This is a genomic window from Rhodoferax sp. GW822-FHT02A01, from assembly GCF_038784515.1.
In the GTDB taxonomy this organism is placed as follows: domain Bacteria; phylum Pseudomonadota; class Gammaproteobacteria; order Burkholderiales; family Burkholderiaceae_C; genus Allorhodoferax.
Genome location: NZ_CP152376.1, coordinates 1,077,631 through 1,098,708 on the forward strand (window position 1 = coordinate 1,077,631; position 21,078 = coordinate 1,098,708).

19 protein-coding genes are annotated in these 21,078 nt (G+C 56.5%); 8 read left to right on the top strand and 11 right to left on the bottom strand.

Features of this window, described 5'->3' with window-relative positions; translation table 11 throughout:
* Positions 1-31 precede the first annotated feature (31 nt).
* Positions 32-1,180, bottom strand: a complete 1,149-nt coding sequence (locus tag AAGF34_RS05090) for an iron-containing alcohol dehydrogenase (protein WP_342619541.1) — start codon at positions 1,178-1,180, stop codon at positions 32-34.
* Positions 1,181-1,318: 138 nt separating this feature from the next.
* Between AAGF34_RS05090 and AAGF34_RS05095 the strand changes: the two genes are divergently transcribed.
* On the top strand, positions 1,319-2,278 hold the full coding sequence (locus AAGF34_RS05095) for a LysR family transcriptional regulator (RefSeq protein ID WP_342619542.1): 960 nt from the start codon (positions 1,319-1,321) through the stop codon (positions 2,276-2,278).
* A 525-nt stretch (positions 2,279-2,803) separates the two neighbouring features.
* Here AAGF34_RS05095 and eutC read toward each other — a convergent pair.
* Genes eutC through AAGF34_RS05115 form a run of 4 tightly spaced genes read right to left on the bottom strand, consistent with a single transcriptional unit; the run spans position 2,804 to position 7,650 of the window.
* Complete coding sequence (gene eutC / locus AAGF34_RS05100; protein WP_342619543.1) at positions 2,804-3,592, bottom strand: ethanolamine ammonia-lyase subunit EutC; 789 nt, start codon at positions 3,590-3,592, stop codon at positions 2,804-2,806.
* 11 nt (positions 3,593-3,603) lie between these two features.
* Entirely contained in the window at positions 3,604-4,992 is a 1,389-nt protein-coding gene (locus AAGF34_RS05105) for an ethanolamine ammonia-lyase subunit EutB (protein WP_342619544.1), read from the bottom strand.
* Positions 4,993-5,013: 21 nt separating this feature from the next.
* Positions 5,014-6,252, bottom strand: a complete 1,239-nt coding sequence (locus AAGF34_RS05110) for an FAD-dependent oxidoreductase (protein WP_342619545.1) — start codon at positions 6,250-6,252, stop codon at positions 5,014-5,016.
* Positions 6,253-6,261: 9 nt separating this feature from the next.
* Positions 6,262-7,650, bottom strand: a complete 1,389-nt coding sequence (locus AAGF34_RS05115) for a PLP-dependent aminotransferase family protein (protein WP_342619546.1) — start codon at positions 7,648-7,650, stop codon at positions 6,262-6,264.
* A gap of 211 nt (positions 7,651-7,861) precedes the next feature.
* Here AAGF34_RS05115 and AAGF34_RS05120 point away from each other — a divergent pair, with 211 nt between their 5' ends.
* From AAGF34_RS05120 to AAGF34_RS05145, 6 genes are all read left to right on the top strand, one after another.
* Positions 7,862-8,959, top strand: coding sequence for an ABC transporter ATP-binding protein (locus tag AAGF34_RS05120; RefSeq protein WP_342619547.1), 1,098 nt, complete (start codon positions 7,862-7,864; stop codon positions 8,957-8,959).
* A 49-nt stretch (positions 8,960-9,008) separates the two neighbouring features.
* On the top strand, positions 9,009-10,076 hold the full coding sequence (locus tag AAGF34_RS05125) for an ABC transporter substrate-binding protein (RefSeq protein ID WP_342619548.1): 1,068 nt from the start codon (positions 9,009-9,011) through the stop codon (positions 10,074-10,076).
* 31 nt (positions 10,077-10,107) lie between these two features.
* Positions 10,108-11,382, top strand: a complete 1,275-nt coding sequence (locus tag AAGF34_RS05130; RefSeq protein WP_342619549.1) for an ABC transporter permease — start codon at positions 10,108-10,110, stop codon at positions 11,380-11,382.
* Between the two features lie 4 nt (positions 11,383-11,386).
* The gene (locus AAGF34_RS05135) at positions 11,387-12,208 is read left to right on the top strand and encodes an ABC transporter permease (RefSeq protein WP_342619550.1); all 822 of its coding nucleotides are present in this window, start codon (positions 11,387-11,389) and stop codon (positions 12,206-12,208) included.
* Between the two features lie 53 nt (positions 12,209-12,261).
* Entirely contained in the window at positions 12,262-12,615 is a 354-nt protein-coding gene (locus tag AAGF34_RS05140) for a RidA family protein (RefSeq protein WP_342619551.1), read from the top strand.
* A 536-nt stretch (positions 12,616-13,151) separates the two neighbouring features.
* On the top strand, positions 13,152-13,859 hold the full coding sequence (locus AAGF34_RS05145; RefSeq protein WP_342619552.1) for a GNAT family N-acetyltransferase: 708 nt from the start codon (positions 13,152-13,154) through the stop codon (positions 13,857-13,859).
* Positions 13,860-13,929: 70 nt separating this feature from the next.
* Here the strand turns inward: AAGF34_RS05145 and AAGF34_RS05150 are convergent, their stop codons facing one another.
* Complete coding sequence (locus AAGF34_RS05150; protein WP_342619553.1) at positions 13,930-14,733, bottom strand: hypothetical protein; 804 nt, start codon at positions 14,731-14,733, stop codon at positions 13,930-13,932.
* Between the two features lie 173 nt (positions 14,734-14,906).
* On the opposite strand from AAGF34_RS05150, the gene AAGF34_RS05155 reads away from it, so the two are divergent.
* Positions 14,907-15,197: a helix-turn-helix transcriptional regulator gene (locus tag AAGF34_RS05155; RefSeq protein WP_342619554.1), complete on the top strand. Its 291-nt coding sequence runs from the start codon at positions 14,907-14,909 to the stop codon at positions 15,195-15,197.
* 238 nt (positions 15,198-15,435) lie between these two features.
* Here the strand turns inward: AAGF34_RS05155 and AAGF34_RS05160 are convergent, their stop codons facing one another.
* The 5 genes from AAGF34_RS05160 to AAGF34_RS05180 form a co-directional block, all read right to left on the bottom strand.
* The gene (locus tag AAGF34_RS05160; RefSeq protein ID WP_342619555.1) at positions 15,436-16,446 is read right to left on the bottom strand and encodes a hypothetical protein; all 1,011 of its coding nucleotides are present in this window, start codon (positions 16,444-16,446) and stop codon (positions 15,436-15,438) included.
* A gap of 386 nt (positions 16,447-16,832) precedes the next feature.
* Positions 16,833-17,516, bottom strand: a complete 684-nt coding sequence (locus AAGF34_RS05165; RefSeq protein WP_342619556.1) for a hypothetical protein — start codon at positions 17,514-17,516, stop codon at positions 16,833-16,835.
* Positions 17,513-18,070, bottom strand: coding sequence for a hypothetical protein (locus AAGF34_RS05170; protein WP_342619557.1), 558 nt, complete (start codon positions 18,068-18,070; stop codon positions 17,513-17,515). Before AAGF34_RS05170 ends, AAGF34_RS05165 begins: the two co-directional genes overlap by 4 nt.
* Positions 18,071-18,172: 102 nt before the next feature.
* Complete coding sequence (locus AAGF34_RS05175) at positions 18,173-18,721, bottom strand: hypothetical protein (RefSeq protein ID WP_342619558.1); 549 nt, start codon at positions 18,719-18,721, stop codon at positions 18,173-18,175.
* A 71-nt stretch (positions 18,722-18,792) separates the two neighbouring features.
* Positions 18,793-21,060, bottom strand: coding sequence for an AAA family ATPase (locus tag AAGF34_RS05180; RefSeq protein ID WP_342619559.1), 2,268 nt, complete (start codon positions 21,058-21,060; stop codon positions 18,793-18,795).
* Positions 21,061-21,078: the final 18 nt, after the last annotated feature.

Sequence of the window (21,078 nt, forward strand, 5' to 3'; positions counted from 1 at the left end):
CTGTCAATTCAATCGGGTGATTGCGTTGCAATCACAGGGCGCGTTTCAAAATTTCGGTCAGCACTTCGGGCGTGTAGGTCTCGGCCAGGCCGAACCACTGCGCATTGCCGCGCAGGTTGTCGAGGATGGCCGGCAAATCTGCTTCGGTGATGCGCAGTTGGGACAGTCGCGTGGGCGTGCCGATCTTGTCGAACCACTTCTCCAGCGCGGCGATGCCCTGCTCTGCCGTTGCAAGTCCGAAGATTTGCTGTGCAAAGCGGTCGAACTGTGCCGCGTTGCGTCCGTGGTACCACTTCATCCAGGCCGGCATCACTACAGAAAGACCAGCACCATGCGGGACGTTGAACAGTGCGGAAAGCGAGTGTTCAATCATGTGGTTGGGGTAGCTAAAGCCTGCCGTTCCGGCATAGGTAATGCCGTTAAGCGCCAACGTCGCGGCCCAGGCGAACTCAGCGCGGGCGTCGTAGTCGGCTGGATTTGCCAACAGCGCATTCGTTGTCTCCATCACCGTAGTAATGACGGACTCGATCAGACGGGACTGGATCTTCGGCTGCACCGTGGCGGTGAAGTAGCCCTCGATCGAATGGGCGATGATATCTGCGGCGGAATACACGAGGTAGTCCCGCGAAACGGTCTGCATCAGTGCCGGATTGACGATCGAGACCTTGGGGAAGGTATGCACCGAGTTGATCGCAAACTTTTCTTTGGTCGCTTCGTTTGTGACGACTGCGCCCGAATTCATCTCGCTGCCTGTGGCTGCCAGTGTGAGAATCGCAAAGACGGGCAATGCAGTTTCGATCTGACCCTTTCCGATAAACAAGTCCCACACCTCGCCCTGATATAGGGTGCCAGCGGCAATGGCTTTGGAGCTGTCGAGCACAGAGCCTCCGCCCACACTCAACACGGCTTCCACTTTTTGTTCGCGCGCCAGGAGGATCGCCTCGCGCACCTTGGAGATCACCGGATTGCTGACAATTCCGCCGCATTCGACGAAGGCGATGCCTTCTTTGTTGAGGCTCTTCGCGATGCTGGCGAACAGCCCGTCGTTCTTGATGCGCTCGCTGCCGTACGTCAGCAGCACTTTCTTGATGCCATGCGCAGAGAGGATTGCGCCAATCAGTTGTTCCTTGCCCTTGCCGAATTCGACCTTGGTTGGGTTGTAAAAGCTGAAGTTGTCCATTGGATTGTCCTTTGTTGGGTGGGATGCAAACGGGCTGTTTGCCAATGGGGTGAACTGTAGGCAGCTGATAAACATCTGACTAGATGTCAAAATGCGGATTAACTTACAACCAGATGATGAAAATCAGGGGAATAACGCATGATCAACGAGTTGCGCTCCATCACCACTTTCGTCCGCACCGCCGAACTGGGAAGCCTCAGCAAGGCTGCAGAAGTTCAGCAGATTTCGCCGCAAGCGGCGAGCAAGGCGCTTGGCCAACTGGAGACCCATCTGGGCGTGCGCTTGTTCCACAGAACCACGCGCAGCATGTCGTTGACCGAGGAAGGGCAACGGTTTCTGGAGGCTGCGCAGCCTTCCCTGATGGGGCTACAGCAAGCACTGTTGGGCGTGCGTCAGACACGCGAAGACATATCCGGTCCGCTGCGCATCGTTGGACCGCGTACGGTAGTCCAACCCATACTGGGCCCTGTACTCGATGAATACAGTCGTCTGTATCCCGATGTTCAGCCGGACGTACAGCTAGATGATCGCATTGGCAATTGGGTTGAGGATCGCGTTGATATAGGATTTCGCCTAGGACAAGCGCCACAGGAAGGCTTGATCGCTCGCAGACTGTTCCCGCTGCAATTGATCATTTGCGCCAGTCCGGCCTATCTGCGCAAGCACGGTGTGCCACGGCAGTTGCATGATTTGAGCAAGCATCGCTGCAGCGCATTTCGCAGCAGCAACAACGGCCGAATCGCTCCGTGGCGCGTGCAAGTCGGTGAGGCCATTCAGGACCAGCACGTCACTCCGGCCTTTTCCACCAATGATGAAGATTTTGAATTGCGCACCGCTATGACCGGCACCATCATCGCGCAATTCGCGGCACCTACCGTGGCATCACATATTCGGTCTGGTCGGCTGGTGCCGCTGCTACTAGAGCACGTCAGCGATGCTTATAGTCTTTATTTGTACTACGGCAGCCGGACGGCGCAACCGGCAAGGGTGCGCTGTTTTATTGATCTTGCTGTTGAGCGCTTAACCAACAGCAAAGATTTCATCCTTGGTAAAGAAGAGCTGACGCTCGCCCACACCAAAGGAATCGAAACGCTTTAGCCACTTTGCGAGCACTTGAGCGGCGACTAACGGGCGCTGAATTCGAGTGGTGCTACACCCGCTAAGGGCACACTGGCGCTACTCGCCAAGGTCAGCAATCTGGCAATCTGATTTGAACGGCAGCTTTGGGTAAGGTCGATTTGGCGCCTATTCAGGAGTCGACCACAAACAGTCATTCCCCAATGGCCGGTTTGGCGCAGTGGATATGCCTAACGCCACTTATCTTCACAACAGTCAATCATCGCTGACGACTTCGTGCCCAAACCGGCTTTACAAGGCAGTACTTATATCGGCAGAACTTCAGCGTATCCAGTCATAGAGACTTGCGATCTGCCCGCTCCATAGCAGTCATGCGCAACCTAGGAGTGGCCGGCAACTTTTTGGCAGCCAACCTATCAAGCTGGCCGTCGTGTGATGACCAGTACCTGGCGAATGACCGATATCTGGAGCCTAAAATTGATTGTGGGTGTTGCTGGAGACTGGTCGTTTCAAAAGTACGAATATCCAATGGACGCCGTCCTCCAATTACGACGGCAGTATGTGCGCTTGTCCTACTGGTGCCGGGATTGACGCTGTTTCGCTCTCGTCTTTAAGGCGCACCCCCGTCGCTTCAAGTTGATTTGCTGCCGTGATAAGCCAAGCAATTTTTGCTGCCGCTTCCGTGACAGCCAGCCCATCGGATCGGATGTTCGACACGCAGTTGCGTTCAGCATCACTGCGCCCGACGTGTGGCGTCCAGGTCAGGTAGGCGCCAAGACTGTCGGACGAAGAGAGTCCCGGACGCTCACCCAATAGCATTACAACAAGGCGGGTGCGCAGCAGCTCGCCAATCTCGTCGCCAAGCGCAACGCGCGCCTGATGCGCCAGTACGACCGGTCCGATCCGTAGTCCGGCAACTTCCATGCGTGGTCGCAGTTCAAGCAACAATGCCTGGGCATTGCGATGCACAGCCTTTGATGACAGGCCGTCCCCAACCACAAACAATACATCGGAAGCGGACGTTTCGATCGAGGTCAGCAGTTCCCGACTTCGCATCGACAGCCTCCGCCCGAAGTCGGGTCGACGCAGGTAGGTTGCGCGGTCAACTGCTGCGCTCTCAACCTCGATCGTCTCGAATCCGTTTGCCAGCAGATTCTGTTGAATGGCGCAGGCATCAAACGGTAGGTGTACCGCGTCGCGCGCTTGGGCATGCGCGACGCCAAACCTTAGTAACTCCGTCGTCGGAAGACTTGCTCCGCTGCGACCAAGCGCAATGCGTGCATTGGTATGCGTGCGCAATTCAGTCCATGGATCGGGTGGGGTAATGCTGTTCATAGGCCTTCGTATCAAGGTGATGCGACATGCATTCCGCCTAGGAGTGGGTGGCGCAGCTTTGCTGGGAGTAGCCTTCCAGAAGTGTCCAGAAGGCCGATGCGTTGCAGCCAGTCTTCAAATTCTGGGGCATGACGCAAGCCCAGAACTTCGCGTAGATAAAGCGCGTCGTGAAACGATGTGCTCTGGTAGTTGAGCATGATGTCGTCGGCGCCTGGAACACCCATCGTAAAGTTCACACCAGCAGTGCCGAGCAGTGTCATAAGACTGTCCATGTCATCAGAGTCGGTTTCGGCGTGATTTGTGTAGCAGACGTCGCACCCCAGTGGAAGGCCGAGTAGCTTGCCGCAGAAGTGGTCTTCCAGGCCTGCCCGAATGATTTGCCGACCGTCGTATAGATACTCTGGACCAATAAAACCCACCACGGTATTAGTTAAAAAAGGGTTGAACGCCCGTGCCACCGCGTATCCGCGCGCTTCGCAAGTCTGCTGGTCGACCCCGTGATGTGCGCCAGCCGAAAGAGCCGAACCCTGCCCCGTTTCGAAATACATCACGTTGCTTCCCACCGTGCCGCGGTTGAGAGACAACGCGGCGTCGTGTGCCTCACGCAAGAGTGCGAGGTTGATGCCGAAGCTGGCATTGGCTTTTTCGGTGCCAGCTACTGACTGAAATACCAGATCCACCGGCGCACCGGCCTCGATCATGCGCAAGGTATTGGTCACATGCGTCAGAACACAGCTTTGGGTCGGGATCTCGTAGTGCTCAATCACGTCCGCCATCATCGCAACCAGTGAAGTGAGCACATTTATGTTATCGCTGGCCGGGTTTATTCCAATCATGGCATCACCGCAGCCGTAGAGGAGGCCGTCCAGCATCGACGCCGCAATACCTCGGATGTCGTCGGTTGGATGATTTGGCTGGAGCCGTACGGCAAGTCGACCCGGTAAACCGATAGTGTTTCGGAACTGGGTAATGACGCGACATTTACGCGCTACCAAAATCAGATCCTGGTTACGCATGAGCTTGCTGACAGCGGCAACCATCTCCGGAGTCAGACCAGGGGCCAGCGCACTCAATATCTCGCCGGTTGTCGAATTGGACAATAGCCAGTCTCTAAAATCGCCCACAGTTAGGTGAGCGACCTTGGTAAAAGCCGACGCATCGTGCGAATCGATGATCAATCGTGTTACCTCGTCCTCTTCGTAAGGGACGACTGGTTGGTGTAAGAAGGTTTGGAGTGGCAAGTCGGCCAACGCATACTTTGCCGCCATGCGTTGTTCTTCTGAATCGGCGCCAATTCCAGCCAACTGGTCGCCTGAGCGTTGCGGAGTAGCCTTGGCCAATAGCGACTTCAGATCCTCAAAGCGGTGGATGTTTCCTGCCAAAGTGTGGGTGTAAGCCATGTCACTCTTTCTTGTAAAGTCTCAATGGCTAAAACGCTGAGGTGAACAAGCAGCGGGCGCATTGGCTCGGCCGCTAACCTCAGCAGCTACAAGGTCGGCCGTGACAGTTGCTAAGGTGAGCCCCAGATGCCCGTGCCCGAAGGCCAAGATGGCTGCAGGCACACCTCGTGCACGTCCAATCACTGGAACAGAGTCCGGCATCGAAGGCCGAAATCCCATCCACTCAGAAGTGACTGTGGGTAGGTCAGGGAATAGTACACGTGCACCCCTGTCAAGTAGCGCCCATTGCCGAGGGTTTGCGGGGCGGGCGAGACCGCCGAGCTCAACGGTACCTGCTACACGCAGGCGGCCTTCCATCGGCGTTATGTAGAAGCCCCGTTCAACTGGGCATATCGGACGTCGCAGTGGTAGCTTGTCCAAGGTATATTCGACGTGGTAGCCGCGTTCGGTATCCAGAGGCACCTGTTCGCCAGCTTGCAGCGCCAGTTCACGGGAATGCGCACCAGCCGCGATAATCACAGTTTCGCTGCGTATTGAATCGTGGCGATTTTCGTAAGCGATTTCCAGAACTGCACCATTTCCCTCCTTCTTCAGTCCAGTCACTTTTGCGCGCAGGTGATATGCGCCGCCTCGCATGACTTGTCTATACATTTGTTGCATCAACTTAGCGGGTGAAGTGATATGAACGGCATCAGGGAAAAATAGGCCGTGGCGCGAATGATGCGCGACGGCCGGTTCTAGTGTGGAAACCTCATTGGGAGAAAGTAGTTGCTGATGTATGCCAAGGCGCTCACGCAGCCGGAAATCAAAGGCGCGGGGTGATGGTGCTTGGCGATAAAGGTAGAGGCATCCTTCACGACGGATTAGCTCTTCGCAACGTAGCGCGCGCCAACGTCGATCCCAAGACGGGCCGACTTGGGTCAATAGCGTAGCCAAGGTATTTGCACTTGCATTTGCTGCACTCGGAGTTGATGCACGTACGAAGCGCCACAACCATGGCATCAACGATGGTAACGCCTCCATAGGCATCGAAAACGGACTGTCACTGTCTAGTAGTAGGCGCGGCAGGGCTCGGAGAACATCTGGTGTGCCCACAGGTACACAGCCGTATCCTGCGATTGTGCCGGCGTTGCCAAACGACGCACCGCTGCCCGGTTCGGCGGGGTCGATAAGTAGTACCTGCCTACCATCGTCCTGCAGGCGCAAGGCGATGGCCAATCCAATGACACCGGCGCCAATAATGGTGACCGAATGATTCATCGTGAGCTCTCAGACGAGGCTTGGAACATGCCGCTCGCCACTTTTCATGACTTGGACCAGGACTTCCAGTGCGCGCTGTAGGTCACTGCGAGAGCGAGCGGCGGCCAGGTTTACGCGTACAGCGTGTGGTGCTGCATGCTGTCCAATTGCAAATGCTTCGGCCGCCATTACTGCTACACCTTGCGTACGTGCCACGGCAGCGAACGCGTTTGCGCGCCAAGGAGATGGTAACTTTATCCAAGCATGGGGGGATGCTTCTCCTGATTGGAAGTCGAAGCCAGCAAGGGCTTCTTGTAAGAGCAATTGTCGGGCCCTTAGCTCGCCCGTTTGGGCTGCGACGATTTGGTCCAGCGTGCCATCCTCTATCAAACGCGTTGCAACTAGTGCTGTCAGTGGGGCAATACTCCAGCACGCCACGCGCTGCATCGCGGCAATATCGCCAACCAGTGCCGTCGGGGCGATGGCGACGCCAAAGCGCAGACCTGGCGCAACAGTTTTGGACATTCCAGTGACGTAGACTGTCCGCTCCGGACAAATCCGAGCAAATGCCGGTGGAGCATCTGAAACAAGAGGACGGTAGACGTCGTCCTCGACGATTAACAAATCGTGGCGTCTAGCAATTTCGGAAATGTGGCCGCGTCGTTCCAACGTCATTGTGATGGCGGTTGGATTTTGCAGGCAAGGTACAACGAACAACGCCCGTGGCCGGTGCTCATTGCATGCGTTTTCCAATGCATCCGGACGCAAACCATCCTGATCCATTTCCACCGGTTGCAGGACAAGATTGAGGGTGCGACACAACGCGGTCATGCCTTGGTAAGTAACCGCGTCCGCCAAAACCACATCGCCTGGGCGAGCAATCGCGCCAAACACCGAACTTAGTGCGCTTTGTGCTCCTTGCGCAATAACGATTCGTCCCGGATCTCGTTCACCTAATACGGGTTCTAACCATGTCGCCACAGCCTCGCGCGCCCAGGACGGGCCTTCGGGAGCATGAAAGTCCTGTAGGTCGGCGTAACGCGGGTCCTTCGGCAATTTTGGAAGAAAGCGTGCCAATGCCTCAAGGTAATCGGTGGTGGCTGGGCGGTTGACACTCAAATCAATGAGACCTGGCTCACGCTCCGGTGCCGACACAAATGCCAGCTCTTCCGCAAGGCCAGTAACCACCGATCCGCGCCCGGGACGACTGGCAACCACTCCTCGTCTTTGTAGCGTCGCGAAGGCGCGGGTGATCGTGGTCAGGTTGACACCCAGTATTCGAGCGAACTCCCGCTGCGGAGGAAGGTGCTCGCCTGGCTTCAACTGCCCGACTGTTACTCGACGCTCTATCTCGTCAGCCAACTGTTGATAAATCGCCCCGCCATCATGGGCCGGTGTGAAGTCATTGAAGGATTGCATATTGTCTCTGTTGTATGACCTGCATTGATCTTGTTGATCATGCCACATTAGAAAAACAAGGCTATTCTAGCCAATTTGAGGCGTTGTATCACAACAACTAGGGTAAATACCGACCAAATGATGACCATACAATTGTTGACTTCATTCTATTGGTTGTAATACAGTTGACACCGATCAACAGTACTCACCCATCTTTACGCAGAGGTTCGTTATGAATAGCTCGGAATTTATCCGGTTCAACGCAGTTAAAAAGTCATATGACGGCAATGCGTATGTCGTGCGCGGACTTGATCTGTCGGTTCGTCAAGGCGAGTTCTTGACGCTTTTAGGCCCCTCTGGCTCTGGAAAGACCACCAGTCTGATGATGTTGGCGGGTTTTGAGGCACCAACATCAGGTGAGATTTACCTGGATAGTCGGCGAATTGACCAAGTACCAGCGCATCAGCGCAACATTGGAGTGGTATTTCAAAACTATGCGTTGTTTCCCCACATGAGCGTGGCCGACAACGTTGCCTTTCCACTGCGCATGCGGGGTGTTAACTCAACTGAAATCGGTGTTCAGGTCAAACGTGCTCTCGATATGGTGCGCTTGGTCGGGATGGATCAGCGCCGCCCAGCGCAGTTGTCAGGCGGGCAGCAGCAGCGTGTCGCGCTGGCCCGCGCAATGGTGTTCGAGCCTAAGTTGGTGCTCATGGACGAACCGCTGGGCGCGCTCGACAAGCAGTTGCGTGAACACATGCAGATGGAGATAAAAGCGCTTCACCATCGCCTGGGCATCAATATTGTCTATGTGACACATGACCAATCGGAGGCGCTGACGATGTCCGACCGGGTCGGAGTTTTTGACAAGGGCGTGATGCAGCAATTGGCGCCACCCGACGAGTTGTACGAGTCACCTTCCAACTTGTTTGTCGCCCAGTTCATTGGAGAAAACAACACTCTGACCGGCAATGTGATTGCACTATCCGCAGACCGCTGCACGCTGCGTTGCAGCGACGGTACCGAAGTGCTGGCTCGCAGCGCGCCGGGACTCATGGTGGGCCAGTCCGCCGCACTGGCGCTACGGCCGGAGAAGGTACAACTGCTGGCCAATGATGCTGTGCGAAGCGACTCGCTCAACGTCGCGCGAGCCAGTGTGACTGACTTGGTATACCACGGCGACCATACGCGTCTGCTTCTGGAAAGCTGCGGCACGCAGGACTTTTTGATGAAGTTGCCGCACCACACCGCACCGCAAAAATTAGTCCCAGCAACGTCGTTAACCATCGGCTGGGCGGTTGAACAATGTCGCGCGCTTCCCCTGCACTGATCGTTTTCCCCTGTCCTCTTTACCTTAACCCAACCCAAGGAGTCTAGTCATGAAACTCAAGCCCGCCTTCCAACTCACCATCGCCGCAGTCGCTACAACATTGGCCACCACAATGCTTGCATCAGCAGTGCACGCGCAGTCCACGCTGACCGTCACTTCGTGGGGTGGCGCTTACACCAAGAGTCAGGAAAAAGCGTTCATGGAGCCTTTCGCCAAGGCCACTGGAACCAAAGTGCTACAGGACGAATGGGATGGATCGCCTGCCAAGATCAAAGCTATGGTCGAGACTAAGGAGGTGACATGGGACGTTGTAGACGTTGAACCTAGCCACGCGATTCAAGGCTGCGACGAAGGTTGGCTGGAAAAGGTGGATTACAGCAAACTAGGCGGCAAGGACAAGTTCATTGAGGGTGCCGCATACGATTGCGCGGTTGGCACCATCGTGTTCGGCACCATCTACGCCTATAACGCCGACAAGTTTCCCAACGGGGGCCCAACCACCATGGCCGATCTCTGGGACGTGAAAAAGTTCCCTGGAGCGCGTGCGCTGCGCAAGTCTCCCAAAACCACGCTTGAGTTTGCACTGATCGCCGATGGTGTGCCGGCAAAAGATGTCTACAAAGTGCTGGCTACAAAAGCCGGCGTGGACCGGGCATTCAAAAAGCTCGATCAAATTCGGCCCAATGTGAAAGTCTGGTGGACCGCTGGGGCGCAACCGCCCCAACTGCTAGCCGACGGAGAGGTCGTGATGACAACGGCCTGGAATGGTCGCATTTACGACGCAGTCAAGAACAGCGGGAAGCATTTCAAGATCGTCTGGGACGGGCAAGGCTTGGACTTCAACTTGTGGGCGATCCCAAAAGGCTCGAAGAATTTGGCACTGGCTCAGCAGTTCGTGGCGTTCTCGGTCAAGCCTGAAATCATGGCAACGCAATCGCAATACATCTCGTATGGACCGACGTTGAAAGCCGCAATGGCCAAGGTGCCCGTCACTATCCAAGCTGATCTACCCAACGCGCCCGCCAATGGCAAGAACTCATTCGTTGTGTCACCTCAGTTCTGGGCTGATCACGAGGAAGAATTGACCGAGCGCTTCAACAAGTGGCTGGCGAACTAATACGCAAAGCGCAACATTGCGGCCGATCACCATGAAACCTGTCCCATCACACGGCAGCGCACTTGGCGCCACCACCGTTGACGATCACGTCGCGTTGCGGCGCCAATTGTTGCGACTGCAACGACGAGGTCGCTGGAAGGCAATTGGCCTGATCGCGCCGCTCATGGTCTTTCTAGCGCTTGTCTTCGTGGTGCCCATCGTATTGTTGCTGGCACGCGCGGTTGACAATCACGAGGTACCAGCGGTGTTGCCCCAGACATCGATCGCTATGAAAGACTGGAATGGCGACGCGCCACCCACGCATGTATTGGCCGATGCGCTCATTGTCGACCTTCGCACCAGCCCGCGCGAGGCGGTGGCGGAGGTCGCCAAGCGGCTGAACTACTATCAGTCAGGGCTGCGTTCGATGGTTTTGAAGACGGCGCGAGAAGTGAACAATGAGAGTGCGTCGAATCTATCCGGCCTGGAGCGACTGAAGGAAATCGACGAACGTTGGCTCGAGCCCGCGACTTGGAGTGTCATCCAACGTGCGCTACCTCCGACCACGGACTTCTATCTGTTGGCATCCCTCGATCTTCGGCGTGACGCGCAGGGTGCGATTGTTGCTGCCACCGGGGACAGTGCCATCTACCGCGATGTGATCGTGCGCACCTTCGTCATTAGTGCGGCGGTAACGTTGCTCTGCCTGCTGCTCGGCTATCCGCTGGCCTACTGGATCGCGATCGCAGCGCCCCGCACGGCCCGCCTGCTGTTGCTGATGGTGCTGTTGCCGTTCTGGACTTCGCTGCTGGTGCGCACCACCGCCTGGGTCGTGGTCTTGCAAAGTGGCGGCGTGGTGAACAGTCTGCTGGGCTGGCTCGGCCTCATTGACCCCGCACACCCGCTGGAGTTGATCCATAACCGAATCGGGGTGTTGATTGCAATGACCCATATCCTGCTGCCATTTATGGCGTTGCCGATCTACAGTGTGATGAAGAGCATCCCGCCGAACTACATGCGTGCCGCCGCATCGCTGGGCGCATCGCCGCTTCGGGCTTTCCTGCGTGTATACCTTCCGCTCAGTTTGCCAGGCATCAGCGCGGGTTGCCTTCTGGTCTTTATCCTAGCGCTCGGGTACTACATCACCCCGGCACTGGTGGGAGGACCACGGGACCAGATGCTGAGTTATTTCATCGCGTATTTCGCCAGCCAAGTGACCAACTGGGGCATGGCCGCTGCGCTCAGTGCCACTTTGTTGGTGCTCGTGCTGCTGCTTTACGCGGTGTACCACCGCATGGTCGGTATCGACAAACTCAGGATGGGGTGAAGCCATGAAAGCCAATAGTTCTTCCGCACGTGCGTGGGTGCTGCGCACATTCTGTGTCGTCGTTTTGTTGTTCCTTGTGGCGCCCATTTTGGCAATCGTGCCCTTGTCTTTCAATGCTGAGCCATTCTTCACCTATCCAATGCCGGGCCTTTCACTGCAGTGGTATCGGGAATTAATGGAGTCTGCGGTATGGCAACTTGCACTGCGCAACAGCCTCATCGTCGCAACATTCGCAACTCTGCTGGCCTCGGTATTGGGCACTCTGGCCGCTCTCGGACTGTCACGCAACGACTGCCCGTGGCGAGCCGTCATCATGGCCGTTCTGATCTCGCCGATGATTATTCCGGTAGTGGTCAGTGCCGTAGGTATCTACTACTGTTTCGCGCGCGTCGGCTTGCTCAATACTTTGACCGGAATCGTGTTTGCACATACCGCGCTGGGCGCCCCCTTCGTAGTAATCACCGTGCTGGCTACTCTGTCGAGTTTCGACCATAACCTCATGCGGGCCGCCGCAAGCCTCGGTGCGAGCCCGATGCGTGCGTTCTTTCGCGTAATGCTACCGGTGATCGCCCCGGGAGTTGCATCAGGCGCCTTGTTTGCGTTCATCACCTCCTTCGACGAAGTGGTTGTCGTGCTTTTCATTGCCGGCTCGGAGCAACGTACTTTGCCACGGCAGATGTGGAGCGGTGTGCGCGAGTCGATAAGCCCAACTATCACCGCTGTCGCCACCCTGTTGATCGTGGCCTCGGTGCTGCTTCTGGTAAGTGTGCAATGGCTGCAGGGCCGTGCAGCGCGGGCAAGCGCTCGTTCAGGAGCCTCTGGATGAACGTGAGATTCAGTGAAGCGCGAGTAAAACAACATACTAAGAGGAATGAAACCATGATTCAACGAATCGAGGCTGGGCCGCGCATGTCGCAGGCGGTTGTATTTCAGAAAACGGTTTACCTTGCAGGTCAGGTCTCCAGACCAGATGCGGGTCCCGATGTATTCGTGCAGACGTCCCAGGTGCTTGAGAGTATCGACCGCCTGTTGGCGGCCGCCGGGACTGACAAGTCGCAACTACTCAGCGCCACCATTTGGCTTACCGACATGGACACCTTTGACGATATGAATCGCGCTTGGGACGCGTGGGTCGCGCCGGGCTGTGCACCAGCGCGCGCGACCGTTCAAAGTTCCAAGCTTGCCGAAACATGCTATCGGGTCGAGATTGGAGTGATTGCGGCGCAGCAATAAGCCTTCAACGGATCCTGACCCAAAAGCAGGTGCAAATTCAATCGTCCGGGCAAATCACAAGAGGCCGAACATTGTTCGATCCATGAATTCCCGCCTCTAGTCGGGACTCGCCTTCCGTTATCAAATGGGATAGTCGCGATTGCGAACATCGAAAGTATGTCTGAGGCTATTGACGAATGTCAGCTAACGGGCGCTGAATTCAAGGGACACTAGTACTGCAATGGGCACCTTTGCTGAATGTCGCGAACGACTCCTGACTGAAGCCGAACTGGATCTACCTAAAGCAGACTGTCGAGAGCACCCGTTTTGGCCTTAACCTGCCTGCCGCCCTCTAAAGGTCTAAGTTGCTGCCGGAGAAGTTTTTTACGAATGTCCAGTTTCGGTAAGCCTCAAATTGCCGGTTAGCGAGTGTTCACAACACTCTACCTTTGAAAAACTTTCATTTTTCATGTCGAATAGCGTTCAAAGAGGCACAGGCGCAGTTAACCTACCAGGCAATCCGAATTCAGTGAAGAGAGCTTTTTTGAAAGCGAACAATGCAATCAAACGTCCCAGCCCAAAAGCAAGTGCAGGTGTACTTTTCCAACATCGTGTGGCACACGCTGACGGGCGCTCATTCCAAATACGCTACCGGGTCCGAAGATGCACTGCGATATTCAAAAGGCTTTTCACCAATCGTTGGATTTGCCGACACGGCACGGCCCAATTTTCAGGCCCTGACATCGTTCTGCGGCCGCGATGAGCACTTTTATTGTGTTGACTGGACCGGGAGTCCCCCGCCGAATTGGCAGATTGAAGGGGAAACCGTAATGTTCAAGATGACGTGGAATCAGTCGCTTCCAGAGGAGGAGGCTGCACCGGCAGCCATTCCACTGGGGCCAGCTCATGCAAAGCAGGCGTTGGAGCTTACCTCCCTCACGCGACCAGGTCCCTTTGGCGAAAGAACCATCGAACTGGGTGAGTATTTCGGTCAATTCGACAAAGGCCGTCTGATCGCAATGGCTGGCGAGCGCATGCAAGCGGGCATCATGCGAGAGATCAGTGGTGTGTGTGTTCACCCAGATTACCAAGGCCAGGGGCTCGCACGGCAATTGGTCTACAAACTGTTGCAGCGGGAGACACGGCGTGGTGAGATGCCTTTTCTGCATGTTTCACGGGAAAACGCCGGTGCATATGCTCTCTACGAAAGCATGGGCTTCAGGGTCGCCCATGAATCCGTAGTGCGCGTCATTTCTCAAAAGTGACGTGAATATTGCCCACACGAATAGGCCAGGACTCCGATAGTCCGGCCATCCTCATTCAGGGCATGAGTATTCATCGCCGTTTGCGTAAAGTCATCATCCAAGCGCTGTAATCTTCAGGCTCATTGAGAGAGGTGATGGTCAAGTGGCCCTCCTCAGCCTTCATGCTGAAACTCAAGTCACCAATCGAGGTACTCGGCGCATACACATCAAAGGACGACACCTTGGATGTTTCCAATTGACCATTGACCATCACCGCCACCTGAAAACTTGCCGAGGCTCCTGTCAACCCCATAAACGTCACCGCCACGGAAACCGTTCGTGGTTGCCCTGGATTGAGGATCACCGCTTTCAGCGGGCTTTCCTGGTATGTGGTTGGCATTCCTACACCGATCAGCTTTTCATCTAACCTTTCAGAACAGATGAATCCGGATTCATCGACCATCGCGAAGATCTTGTTGAATGCGCTGCCGATGGCGATCAAGTCAAACTTTTGCCCTGCACTCGAAACAAATGTTCCTGCAATGGACAGTTGGTCCTGAGGCGTAAGTTTGATATCCGGGGTCAGGGGACTGGCATCAATGATCTCAATTTGCTTTTCGGTGCGATAGACCTTCGTCCCTTCAATCAGTGAGACGTAGTACACCATCTCGCCGCTGGCCAGTGGTTTGCCAAGATTCAAGCGTCTGTCTGCAACGCTGTACACAGTCCCTCCAGGTCGAACCTTTCCTATACGCGTGATGGGATCTAGGTGACCAACGTCACACTTCTTCTGCGGAACGTTGCCCGGAGTTACCGGAATCCCGGCTACTGCACTGGAAGCGACGCAGGCGCCTGCGAGCCAGGCGATAAGGTGACCGTAGATTGAATTTTTCATAAATTCCCTGAGAGTTGGTTGATGTGTGGGTTGAAGACACTTCACAGGCGATTGCCTTGAATGTCATCAAGACACCTCACGATGAACGCTAAAGCCTTCAAGCGAGGCGGTTTATAACCGATTTTCGCATATTCCAAAATCGGATGGATTCTGCTGATTTTCTTCCCAGCAGAATGCCCGCATCGTTTCACTCCAAGCAGTACGAGATCTTTACCACCTTGCTCAGAGAGGTGCGCGAGGACTTAGGGGTCTCCCAAGTGGAACTGGCGCTTGCGCTGGGTGTGCCGCAAACGACCATCAGCAAATGCGAGACAGGCGTGCGTAGAGTGGATGTGGTGGAACTCTACGATTGGCTGCAGGCACTGAACGTGGACTCCAATGTATTTATGCAGCGACTCACGGCGCGGTGGGAGGCCCACGCTGCGCGTGCGCACATGTCCAAGAGGCATAGGAATAGACCCTAGCCACCGTTTCTTTCCTCGTGTCCAGTAGGGCTTCGGTTACTCGTCGTGACCTCGGATGCATGGTCGGGCAATCGTCTTGAATGAATGGCCGATGTGCCACAAATCGCCCAAAAGATCGATGCAGACAGGGACTGTGGTACCACCCTTCATGTCTCCTCTTAGGATACGCAGCGACACGCCGTCCCTTCGGTGTGAAGGCAGCAAAACCTGGAAGTTGGAAGTCTCGAACCCTGGTCATTCAAAGCCCTCGCACGGAATAGATTCCAAGTGCCGTCTTCTTGGACATCTCCTGCAGCGCATCTAGCTCCAGCGAAACAAGTTGACAGCGAAGGCCGGTTTTGGCTGCAGCGATTGCACCCCGCACCTGCCTCTGAGCATCTTCGACAGTCTCCGAAGCAAACAGACTCCAGCGCATCGCAGACGTCAGCCACCGCCCTTTGAGCAGCAGATCGAGTGCAAAGCAAACCGGGTTGAAGGCGTAGTACAGCGTTGCCTGTTTGTCTTCCTTGGCCATTTCCTGCAGCAGTTGTCGCAAGCGATAACCAGGTAGGGCCTTTTCGCCAAACTGGATCGCGTCCAACAAGTACATCGGTGCATGACAGACAGTGGTGCCGAATGCACCTTGCTCGAACTTGCTAGGGGCGGCTGATTCCAAATCGTCCTGCCCTACCGATTTGGTCAGTGCGTCAACTCCCCAATGCAGGCAGCCCTGCACTGCATCCTGCACCCCTGGCTCGTTGAGTTGACGCTTCCCCCCAGGCTTGGTCACTTCCACGCCCAGGAAGTAGGCCATGCGCCAAGGCGGTTCACTGCAACTGCGCAAAGCTATGCTTGCTGGTGCCTTGGTGAGCCTAGGTGTTGCCAGGAGCAGAAATTGCAGGTGATCGTGCAATGCATGGGCACTCATGGCAAATAGTGCCTTGGCACTGTAGATGGCGTCATCCAGCAGCACTTTTTCCGCTCCCGTGCATTGCCGGATGCCCGCGGCCAATTCTGACAAGTAGGGGCCCTGCCCTCGCTTTGCCAGAAAGAAGCATTCTTGTCGCATACGCCAGTGAACGGCAACCGGGACTGCAAATGCATTCCACACTTCATCTCCACGATCAAAGCTCTGACTGCAAAGGCTCACCATGTCTTGCAGCACATCAGCCTCTACGTCCTCCAGTTCACCCAAAGCGCGGGCTTTCCAACTGCGAACCAAGCTCACCAGCGACCGCACCTGGTGTTCAAAGATGTCTCGACTGCGCATCAAAGTTTCTCCCTGAAGTCAATTCGACATGCCAAGCGGCCAAGAAGGACTTCGTGGCAGTTGCGCAGACGGGCGCTGTACCGTCGTCCAGGATGGGGGCCCCTGGGATATTTCGTGACACACACACCGAGGTCATGCACGCTCAACCACACCCGATCACCCATACGCGCGTTCAAGTTGGTCATGGCTTGATGGGGCAAACAAATTGCCAACGTCTGATCAGGGCGCGTGCGCCAGATGGAATAGCGGACGCGATTGGCCTTGGGACCACGGATTCGCGGCTTCAAAAGCGACGTCTGTGAAGGTTTTCCCTTCAATGTTCTGGTTGCATGGAGGCTTGGGGGCAAGCGCCGTGGGCTCGTTTCTTGGAGATACGGTGTCATGGCTTAACCTCCCAACGCATCGATTTCGATCTTGAGCGAGCGCATACGGTCCTGCCATTGCTCGGCCATGGTGTCTCCGTCGATCCCGTGAGGTTGGCTACCTGGGACCGATGCGTCTGTCCCAAGAGACGCATCATTCGTGAATGGCACATCTGCTGTAGAGGATGCAGTCAACAGCCGTTCCACAAGCCCACCCAGTTGCCCCACCACGCCGAACCCCGCCTGACGAACCAGTCGATGCATGGGTGTGAGCGCAAGTACCACCGTATCCCCTGTGCGCGTGATGCTGCGCACCAGGTTGTGGGCGTGCGTCCGATCCGATCCGTGGTCACCCTTAAGCGGCCTCCAGGCGTAAAGGTTACGGTCTTGGACAGCGCGCAGCAATTGCCGGGCCTCTGGATCTAACGGGGATACCGGCCGCACCAGAACATGGTGCATATCCAAGGCCGAGTCCTTCAGCACGTAAATGCGCAGACTGGGATGGCACTTGATACGCAGCCACAGGTCTTCGGTTGCGCTGAACATGTCGTCCAGGTCAGCAGGATTGACCAGCCTGAGCCGGGTGGCGCCGATTGTTTTGCCCAACGGACGGGTGGCCCACGGGGTTCCTTCAAAGAGGTCGCCATTGGCAGCCACCGCTAACTTGCCGCCATGAAGGGAGGATGGATGCTGTAGGCGCGCACTCATTTGCAGTCTCCCGGATAGGAAAAGACCGAATCATTGGCCGCACCACCGTTTGCAGTTTCACCCTGTTCAGCTCCACCCGTTGCAGCAATTGCCCGCTCCACACCGCGGCCAATGATGGTGCCGATGGTCTCGCGCAGACGATCATGCGGGTCGTTCGCTGGGTTGAGAATTTCCACATCCGGCCCATTGGGCGTCCACGTGATGGCCACCTTCTGGTTGTACTCGGCGGCCAGGGTATAGGCCCACAAAGGAAACCCGTCGTCGTCGGCGAGCAGCCTCCAACGGAAGCCATGGGTGCTGTTACCCAAGGCCGCATCGATTTCCATGCAGGTGAGCGTGAAGGCTGGTGCCCACCGCCGATCAATGTTCATGGTCGCCAGAGAGTTCTCGAACATGTAGGGGTAGTTGATGGCCACGCACAAAAAGCGCGCATCCATGATGCGGTTCTTACCCACGTCAATCTCGATGACGGCTGCGCTCTGGCGCACCTTCTTCGGAAGGGACAGTGCGGGACCGCTGCGAGCGCGCGATGTGTTGTGATGGGTAGCTTTCATTGACTTCTCCTTGAATTGCGATGTATGTCTGACTGACAAATCAAATACTGAACTTTTAGGTCGAGCGCCTAAGCGCGTTTTTGAGGTTTCTGCAAAATTTCTTTAAAAAGATGCAAGTTCCAGCAGGCGCAGTGCGTTGTCCAATCGGCCCTGCATCCATTCCCTAAAATCCCCCTCCACATCGAACTGGTCCCAGTGCATACACAGCTGCAGCGTGTTGGCCGACGGTTGGTCCCGGACGCGCAGCTGCGCCAAGTAGGGTTGCACCATCCAGTACAACGCATGCGGTGTGTCGTACTTGCCGCAGAGTGCTGGGAACATGCAGTAGTCCAGGGCATACAGAATGGATGCGACATACACCGCATCCACATTGGCAGTGAAGTCGAGCGCATCCTCTTGCCAGGCGTCTGCGATGGGCTGGACCACCTCCACCAGTAAGCGCACCTGCTGGCTGTCTGCGCGAATGGGGGTGGCCAGGATCTGGCGTAGGTCCTGCAGTCCCAGGATGTCTTCGAGGAACTGGCGCACATACAGCCCCTTGACCGGCAAGGTGAGGTTCTCGATCAGCAATTCGGCGTAGGGATCAATGGGACGCTTAGCGTCGTGAACGACCAGCTTGGATAGCATGGGATTGAGGGGTTGATTCGTCATGTTGGTTTTCCTTCGCGTACGGAATGGGTTGAACAGGGATTTGCGGATTCAGATTCGCGGTGAAGGCAGCACTACACGCTGTCATCTGCCTCTGTGGCAGCGCGCCCGCTTACGAAGCCCATGGGCGCACGCCGCGGCTGCTTGCCCGTCTGCAGTTCCTGCAGCAGGCAGATCAAAGTCGCAGCCGTGCGGGCATCCGGCGCAAAACGCATGCGCCGCGACAGGGCCGCGAAATCTCCGGGCGTGACACCGGTGATTTGTGAGGCACTGTCCAGATCGCAGATTTCCACCTCGATTGCGTGCGCCTTGCAGAGTGCTGCGAATCCCTCTCGCACCTGCTCGGGCCTGAGGGGCTCAAACGTGATCTGCATGTCCAGCCGGCGCATAGCGGCCGGATCGATGGCCTGCATGCGGTTGGTGGCAATCACCACAACACCTGTGTATTCACCGAGCTGCTCCAGCAGTTCATTGACCTGCGTGACCTCCCAGGTACGTGCAGCCATATCGCGGTTGGCCAGCAACCCATCGACCTCGTCGATGAAGAGCAAGGCGCCCTCTTCGAGCGCCTTCTCAAACGCAGTGCGAATGCGCTGCTCGGTCTCTCCCACATAGGCCGACAGCAGGTCAGACGCACGCTGCTCCACCAAAGGCTTATCCAGCATGTTCGCCAGGGCCTTGGCGAATGCGGTCTTCCCGGTACCAGGAAGTCCGCACAGCGCCAGTCGCGCACTGCCTACCTTCCCTATCCCGGCCACCAGTTCCATCAAGTCCACACTGGCATTCACCCGGGTCGGACTCCACGTGAATGCTTCTGTAAATGCTTCCGTGTAGGCCCCCTGCTCGATTGGGATTTGCAGGTGCTGGGTGGGGCGGCCTGGCAGTCGCTGGCGCAGCCAGTGCCGGCACAAGGTGGCATCCATCGGGACGTCAGCATGCTCACCACGCGCATGGACTTGGCCCAGCCGGTCGATGAGTGCCGGTGTCAAGGTGCTGACTTCAGCCCAGCGCTGCTGTTCAGTTTCTGTGATGGCAGCGGGACGGTGCTGTCTGGGTGCAAATCGCTTTTGGATCAATCCCAGACGTACCGAGCGGGGAATCCCCTCAAAGTGAATTTCGACATCGAAGCGGCGCAGTACGGCACGGTCCAGCACCTCCGGGCGGTTCATGATCCAGATGACCGGGATGCGACTGCCCTCCAGCAATTGGTTCAATGCCGCCCGGTGGTTGTCCATGCTCACCGCATCCGCGTCACCTGAGCCACGCCGATGACCGAAATCCGATTCCGGCGGTCGAAACACATCGTCTGCTTCGTCAAAGAGGATGGCCCCGCGGGGGGTGGCGCGCATCATCCGCATGACCAGGCGCAGGTGGTGCAATCGGTCCTCACCCGTCAAGGCGCCACCCCGGTCATTGGTAACAACCATCTCCATGGCCTGCACACTGGATTCCTTCAGCAAGGCCCTGCACCACTCGGTCTTCCCGAGTCCTGGCATTCCAGTCACCAGCATGTGACCTGCTGTGTGTCCGTCCGATGCCGCCTTGAGCACGCCTTCTAGCCAGCTCCTGGCAAGTGCCGTGTGGTGCGGAATGTGCGCAAAGTCACCTAGGCTTAGTCCGTCCCCGCGCAGTGGGGTGGCCATATGTGCCAGGATTTCCTCGGGTGGCCCCTGGTGGTAGGCAATGGCCTCAGAAAGTTGGCGAGGGACAAACAGCAAGGTGCCCAGCCACTCCTCGCCACCCGGATACATGCGCAAGATGCCGCTGGACAGGAGCGATCCTTTGGAGCTCAGTGCGGTCTGCACTTCCTCCAAGGGGAGGTTCAGGACTGCACTCAATGCATGGGGCAGATCGCCCCGGTTGATGGAGCCCCACGTTTTTACTGCTTTCTTGAGGGCATCGAATACGCGTAGAGCGACGGCCAATTCAAAAATCGCAAGTTCCACTGAATTGAGCCCCGCACTGTTGCCCAGCCATGCCAATGTCGTGGACATACAGCAAGGGGCAACCGGCCAATTGGCCTCGCCCTGCATTGCCAAGGGTCCCAGGAACTTCTGCGCCCTCACCTGAAGTGCTTCGAATACTGCTGCTGCCTTGCAGCTTGGGTCTGCAAGCTCGGGCACTTCCAGCACGGCGGACAGCAGCTGGTGCTGGCCGGATCCGTCCACATGAAAGGCCGGCATACCGCCATGGCCCAGCAAGATTCGCAGGATCCAGCTGCTCATGCGCTGGCGGTAGGCTTCGCGGGTGGTTTGACCCGACACGCTGAACCAGTGGTCGGGGCTGTCTAGATGGTCATAGTGGTCGTCACCATCCAGTTCGAAGAAGCTATGGTTATCCATACGTGGTCTCCTGTGTCG

Bases quoted from the DNA above. Each gene is read 5' to 3' on its own strand.
- AAGF34_RS05090 (WP_342619541.1), bottom strand. From the start codon at position 1,180: ATGGACAACTTCAGCTTTTACAACCCAACCAAGGTCGAATTCGGCAAG.
- AAGF34_RS05095 (WP_342619542.1), top strand. From the start codon at position 1,319: ATGATCAACGAGTTGCGCTCCATCACCACTTTCGTCCGCACCGCCGAA.
- eutC (WP_342619543.1), bottom strand. From the start codon at position 3,592: ATGAACAGCATTACCCCACCCGATCCATGGACTGAATTGCGCACGCAT.
- AAGF34_RS05105 (WP_342619544.1), bottom strand. From the start codon at position 4,992: ATGGCTTACACCCACACTTTGGCAGGAAACATCCACCGCTTTGAGGAT.
- AAGF34_RS05110 (WP_342619545.1), bottom strand. From the start codon at position 6,252: ATGAATCATTCGGTCACCATTATTGGCGCCGGTGTCATTGGATTGGCC.
- AAGF34_RS05115 (WP_342619546.1), bottom strand. From the start codon at position 7,650: ATGCAATCCTTCAATGACTTCACACCGGCCCATGATGGCGGGGCGATT.
- AAGF34_RS05120 (WP_342619547.1), top strand. From the start codon at position 7,862: ATGAATAGCTCGGAATTTATCCGGTTCAACGCAGTTAAAAAGTCATAT.
- AAGF34_RS05125 (WP_342619548.1), top strand. From the start codon at position 9,009: ATGAAACTCAAGCCCGCCTTCCAACTCACCATCGCCGCAGTCGCTACA.
- AAGF34_RS05130 (WP_342619549.1), top strand. From the start codon at position 10,108: ATGAAACCTGTCCCATCACACGGCAGCGCACTTGGCGCCACCACCGTT.
- AAGF34_RS05135 (WP_342619550.1), top strand. From the start codon at position 11,387: ATGAAAGCCAATAGTTCTTCCGCACGTGCGTGGGTGCTGCGCACATTC.
- AAGF34_RS05140 (WP_342619551.1), top strand. From the start codon at position 12,262: ATGATTCAACGAATCGAGGCTGGGCCGCGCATGTCGCAGGCGGTTGTA.
- AAGF34_RS05145 (WP_342619552.1), top strand. From the start codon at position 13,152: ATGCAATCAAACGTCCCAGCCCAAAAGCAAGTGCAGGTGTACTTTTCC.
- AAGF34_RS05150 (WP_342619553.1), bottom strand. From the start codon at position 14,733: ATGAAAAATTCAATCTACGGTCACCTTATCGCCTGGCTCGCAGGCGCC.
- AAGF34_RS05155 (WP_342619554.1), top strand. From the start codon at position 14,907: ATGCCCGCATCGTTTCACTCCAAGCAGTACGAGATCTTTACCACCTTG.
- AAGF34_RS05160 (WP_342619555.1), bottom strand. From the start codon at position 16,446: ATGCGCAGTCGAGACATCTTTGAACACCAGGTGCGGTCGCTGGTGAGC.
- AAGF34_RS05165 (WP_342619556.1), bottom strand. From the start codon at position 17,516: ATGAGTGCGCGCCTACAGCATCCATCCTCCCTTCATGGCGGCAAGTTA.
- AAGF34_RS05170 (WP_342619557.1), bottom strand. From the start codon at position 18,070: ATGAAAGCTACCCATCACAACACATCGCGCGCTCGCAGCGGTCCCGCA.
- AAGF34_RS05175 (WP_342619558.1), bottom strand. From the start codon at position 18,721: ATGACGAATCAACCCCTCAATCCCATGCTATCCAAGCTGGTCGTTCAC.
- AAGF34_RS05180 (WP_342619559.1), bottom strand. From the start codon at position 21,060: ATGGATAACCATAGCTTCTTCGAACTGGATGGTGACGACCACTATGAC.